Origin of the sequence: Komagataeibacter europaeus LMG 18890 (assembly GCF_000285295.1) — a bacterium.
Lineage (GTDB): Bacteria > Pseudomonadota > Alphaproteobacteria > Acetobacterales > Acetobacteraceae > Komagataeibacter > Komagataeibacter europaeus.
Genome location: NZ_CADP01000165.1, coordinates 1 through 4,401, shown reverse-complemented (window position 1 = coordinate 4,401; position 4,401 = coordinate 1). Strand labels below are relative to the sequence as shown.

The 4,401-nt window shown below is 55.8% G+C and carries 3 tRNA genes and 3 rRNA genes; all 6 read left to right on the top strand.

Annotated elements, in window-relative coordinates:
* Nucleotides 1-270 (top strand): 16S ribosomal RNA (locus GEU01_RS19670); the annotation flags it as partial.
* 169 nt (nt 271-439) lie between these two features.
* A tRNA-Ile gene (locus GEU01_RS19665) sits at nt 440-516 on the top strand.
* 34 nt (nt 517-550) lie between these two features.
* Nucleotides 551-626, top strand: a tRNA-Ala gene (locus GEU01_RS19660).
* A 400-nt stretch (nt 627-1,026) separates the two neighbouring features.
* Nucleotides 1,027-3,765: ribosomal RNA gene (locus tag GEU01_RS19655) — 23S ribosomal RNA — on the top strand.
* Nucleotides 3,766-3,878: 113 nt separating this feature from the next.
* Nucleotides 3,879-3,994: ribosomal RNA gene (rrf, locus tag GEU01_RS19650) — 5S ribosomal RNA — on the top strand.
* Between the two features lie 21 nt (nt 3,995-4,015).
* Nucleotides 4,016-4,092: transfer RNA gene (locus tag GEU01_RS19645), tRNA-Met, on the top strand.
* The last annotated feature ends 309 nt before the right edge of the window (nt 4,093-4,401 follow it).

The following is a 4,401-nucleotide window of genomic DNA, read 5'->3' as shown; positions in this document are numbered from 1 at the left end:
CCGAGCCGATCTCAAAAAGCCGTCTCAGTTCGGATTGCACTCTGCAACTCGAGTGCATGAAGGTGGAATCGCTAGTAATCGCGGATCAGCATGCCGCGGTGAATACGTTCCCGGGCCTTGTACACACCGCCCGTCACACCATGGGAGTTGGTTTGACCTTAAGCCGGTGAGCGAACCGCAAGGACGCAGCCGACCACGGTCGGGTCAGCGACTGGGGTGAAGTCGTAACAAGGTAGCCGTAGGGGAACCTGCGGCTGGATCACCTCCTTTCAAGGATGTGTTCTGAGGATGGTCTGGGTAACTGGACTGTTTTGGAACGCTTCTTATATAAAGTCCTTGCCTGCAGGATCGGGCAAGGCACAGCTAGGTAGGCTGCCTGCACTTCGGTGTAACGCGCCGTCAACATATCCCTTCCAGCGACAATCAATGGACCCTTTTGGGGCTAGTAGCTCAGTTGGTTAGAGCACACGCTTGATAAGCGTGGGGTCGGAGGTTCAAGTCCTCCCTGGCCCACCAGTTCTGCTGCGTGCGTGTGATGGCATGCACTGATGGGGGCGTAGCTCAGCTGGGAGAGCACCTGCTTTGCAAGCAGGGGGTCGTCGGTTCGATCCCGTCCGCCTCCACCAATGACTGGTGTCGAGAGGGTAGGGAATGGCTGGAAGCCCCATGGGCTGAAGCGCTGGACTGGAAAGATTGTCGCCGGAAGATAATGGAGATCGGACGGATGCCTTGTGGAACCGCGTTGGCGGTGCACGGGGTGTTGCGGTCTGGTAAGTTTGCTCTTTGATAATGTGAATAGGTTGGTGCGTTCGTGGACGTGCCTTTGTCACGGGTTGGTCTGGCCCGTGGATGGTCCGAGCAGTCGGAGTATCCATGCTAAGTGATGAAGGCGCATGCGTTCATGAACGAGTTAAGTGTTGAATTGTGCGATGCACTGCACTTTCTCTGTGCGGGTGTTGTTGCTCGATCTGCCGGCTGGTTATCTGGCTGGTGGCTTGAGTGGATGGCTCCTGTGCATGTGTGGGCAATGAGCGCGATAAGGGCATTCGGTGGATGCCTTGGCACCAGGAGGCGATGAAAGACGTGGCACGCTGCGAAAAGCCATGGGGAGCCGCGAGCAGGCTTTGATCCGTGGGTATCTGAATGGGGCAACCCACCCAGCGATGGGTATCATGTTCTGAATACATAGGGACATGAGGCGAACCCGGGGAACTGAAACATCTAAGTACCCGGAGGAAAAGACATCAATTGAGATTCTGCTAGTAGTGGCGAGCGAACGCGGAACAGGCCAGTGTTCATTTTTGAAGAAGCAGAACGGAATGGAAAGTCCGGCCATAGCGGGTGATAGCCCCGTATGCGTAGTGTCAGGAATGATCCTTGAGTAGGGCGGGACACGTGAAATCCTGTCTGAACATGGGGGGACCACCCTCCAAGCCTAAATACTCCCTGGTGACCGATAGTGAACAAGTACCGTGAGGGAAAGGTGAAAAGCACCCCGACGAGGGGAGTGAAATAGACCTGAAACCGAATGCCTACAAGCAGTCGGAGCCTCTTATGGGGTGACGGCGTACCTTTTGTATAATGGGTCAGCGAGTTTCTGTTTGCAGCAAGCTTAAGCCGTTAGGTGTAGGCGCAGCGAAAGCGAGTCTGAACAGGGCGACGAGTTGCTGGCAGAAGACCCGAAACCGAGTGATCTAGCCATGGCCAGGCTGAAGGTGCGGTAACACGCACTGGAGGGCCGAACCCACGCCTGTTGAAAAAGTCGGGGATGAGCTGTGGCTAGGGGTGAAAGGCCAATCAAACTCGGAAATAGCTGGTTCTCCGCGAAATCTATTGAGGTAGACCGTCGAGTATTACCCCGGGGGGTAGAGCACTGGATGGGCTAGGGGGGCCCAAAGCCTTACCAAACCTAACCAAACTCCGAATACCAGGAAGTATGAGCTCGGCAGACAGACAGTGGGTGCTAAGGTCCATTGTCGAGAGGGAAACAGCCCAGACCACCAGCTAAGGCCCCCAAATCGTGGCTAAGTGGGAAAGGATGTGGGGATTCCAAAACAACCAGGAGGTTGGCTTAGAAGCAGCCATCCTTTAAAGAAAGCGTAATAGCTCACTGGTCTAATAGAAACCCTGCGCCGAAAATGTAACGGGGCTCAAGCCACGTGCCGAAGCTGTGGGTGCATACTATGTATGCGCGGTAGCGGAGCGTTCCGTAGGTCTGTGAAGGAGACGGGGTGACCCTCTCTGGAGATATCGGAAGTGCGAATGCTGACATGAGTAGCGACAAACAGTGCGAGAAACACTGTCGCCGAAAGTCCAAGGGTTCCTGCGCAAGGTTAATCCGCGCAGGGTGAGCCGGCCCCTAAGGCGAGGGCGAAAGCCGTAGTCGATGGAAACCGGGCAAATATTCCCGGGCCTGCCAGAAGTGACGAATGCAATATGTTGTCGGGTCTTATCGGATTGATCCGGCTTTTGGCGCATTCCAGGAAATAGCTCTGGCATATAGACCGTACCCGAAACCGACACAGGTGGACTGGTAGAGAATACCAAGGCGCTTGAGAGAACGATGCTGAAGGAACTAGGCAAATTACTTGCGTAACTTCGGGATAAGCAAGACCCGTCAGTGGGCAACCATTGGCGGGTGGCACAGACCAGGGGGTAGCGACTGTTTAGTAAAAACACAGGGCTGTGCGAAGTCGAGAGACGACGTATACGGCCTGACGCCTGCCCGGTGCCGGAAGGTTAAGAGGAGGTGTGCAAGCACCGAATTGAAGCCCCGGTAAACGGCGGCCGTAACTATAACGGTCCTAAGGTAGCGAAATTCCTTGTCGGGTAAGTTCCGACCTGCACGAATGGCGTAACGACTTCCCCGCTGTCTCCAGCATCGGCTCAGCGAAATTGAATTCCCCGTGAAGATGCGGGGTACCCGCGGTCAGACGGAAAGACCCTATGAACCTTTACTGCAGCTTTGCAGTGGCATCAGAGACATTCTGTGTAGGATAGGTGGGAGGCTTTGAAACCGGGGCGCCAGTTCCGGTGGAGCCATCCTTGAAATACCACCCTGACTGTTTCTGATGTCTAACCGAGGCCTGTTAGCCAGGTCCGGGACCCTGCATGGTGGGCAGTTTGACTGGGGCGGTCGCCTCCCAAAGTGTAACGGAGGCGCGCGATGGTGGGCTCAGGTCGGTCGGAAACCGACTGTCGAGTGCAATGGCATAAGCCCGCCTGACTGTGAGAGTGACAGCTCGATCAGAGACGAAAGTCGGCCATAGTGATCCGGTGGTCCCGCGTGGAAGGGCCATCGCTCAACGGATAAAAGGTACTCTAGGGATAACAGGCTGATCTCCCCCAAGAGTCCACATCGACGGGGAGGTTTGGCACCTCGATGTCGGCTCATCACATCCTGGGGCTGGAGCAGGTCCCAAGGGTTCGGCTGTTCGCCGATTAAAGTGGTACGTGAGCTGGGTTTAGAACGTCGTGAGACAGTTCGGTCCCTATCTGCCGTGGGTGTTGGAGACTTGAGAGGATTTGTCCCTAGTACGAGAGGACCGGGATGAACATACCTCTGGTGCACCGGTTGTCGCGCCAGCGGCACAGCCGGGTAGCTAAGTGTGGACGGGATAACCGCTGAAAGCATCTAAGCGGGAAACCCACCTCAAAACAAGGTCTCCCCGAGGGCCGTGATAGACCATCACGTCAATAGGCCAGGTGTGGAAGCGCAGCAATGCGTGCAGCTAACTGGTCCTAATCGCCCAATAGGCTCATTCCATCGCCACATAACGTGGCAACATACATGCACAGCAGTCATCCACTCTTCAACACACCATACAGCACCAACCCATCACATCCTCTCAGCCCCTCCCAAAGGGATGACTGGATGACCTGGTGGCCATGGCGGGGAATGATCCACCCGATCCCATCCCGAACTCGGCCGTGAAACACCCCAGCGCCCATGATACTGTGCCTTAAGGCACGGGAAAGTCGGTCGCCGCCAGGTCTTCCAGTCACCCCTCACCACCGCGGGGTGGAGCAGCCCGGTAGCTCGTCAGGCTCATAACCTGAAGGTCATAGGTTCAAATCCTATCCCCGCAACCATGAATAAACGTCTGAAAAGACTAAGAAAAAGCCACCCAATAGGGTGGCTTTTTTTGTGCCCGAAATCTCCCGCAGGATGCACATAGGATGCAACTGGGAGTGAAAGCGCAGCGTAGGTTGGGCGGATTTCACGTGTGCGTGAACGTGGGAGCGAGGTCATTTTGACGGAAACAGATTCTCGGTCATGAAGTCGATGAACACCCTGAGCTTCGGTGGGAGATAGGGGCTGGACGGCCACAGAAGACGAAATACCCCTGAATGTGCGGTAACCATCCGGCGAGAGACGCGGGCGTATTCAGGCGGCGATGG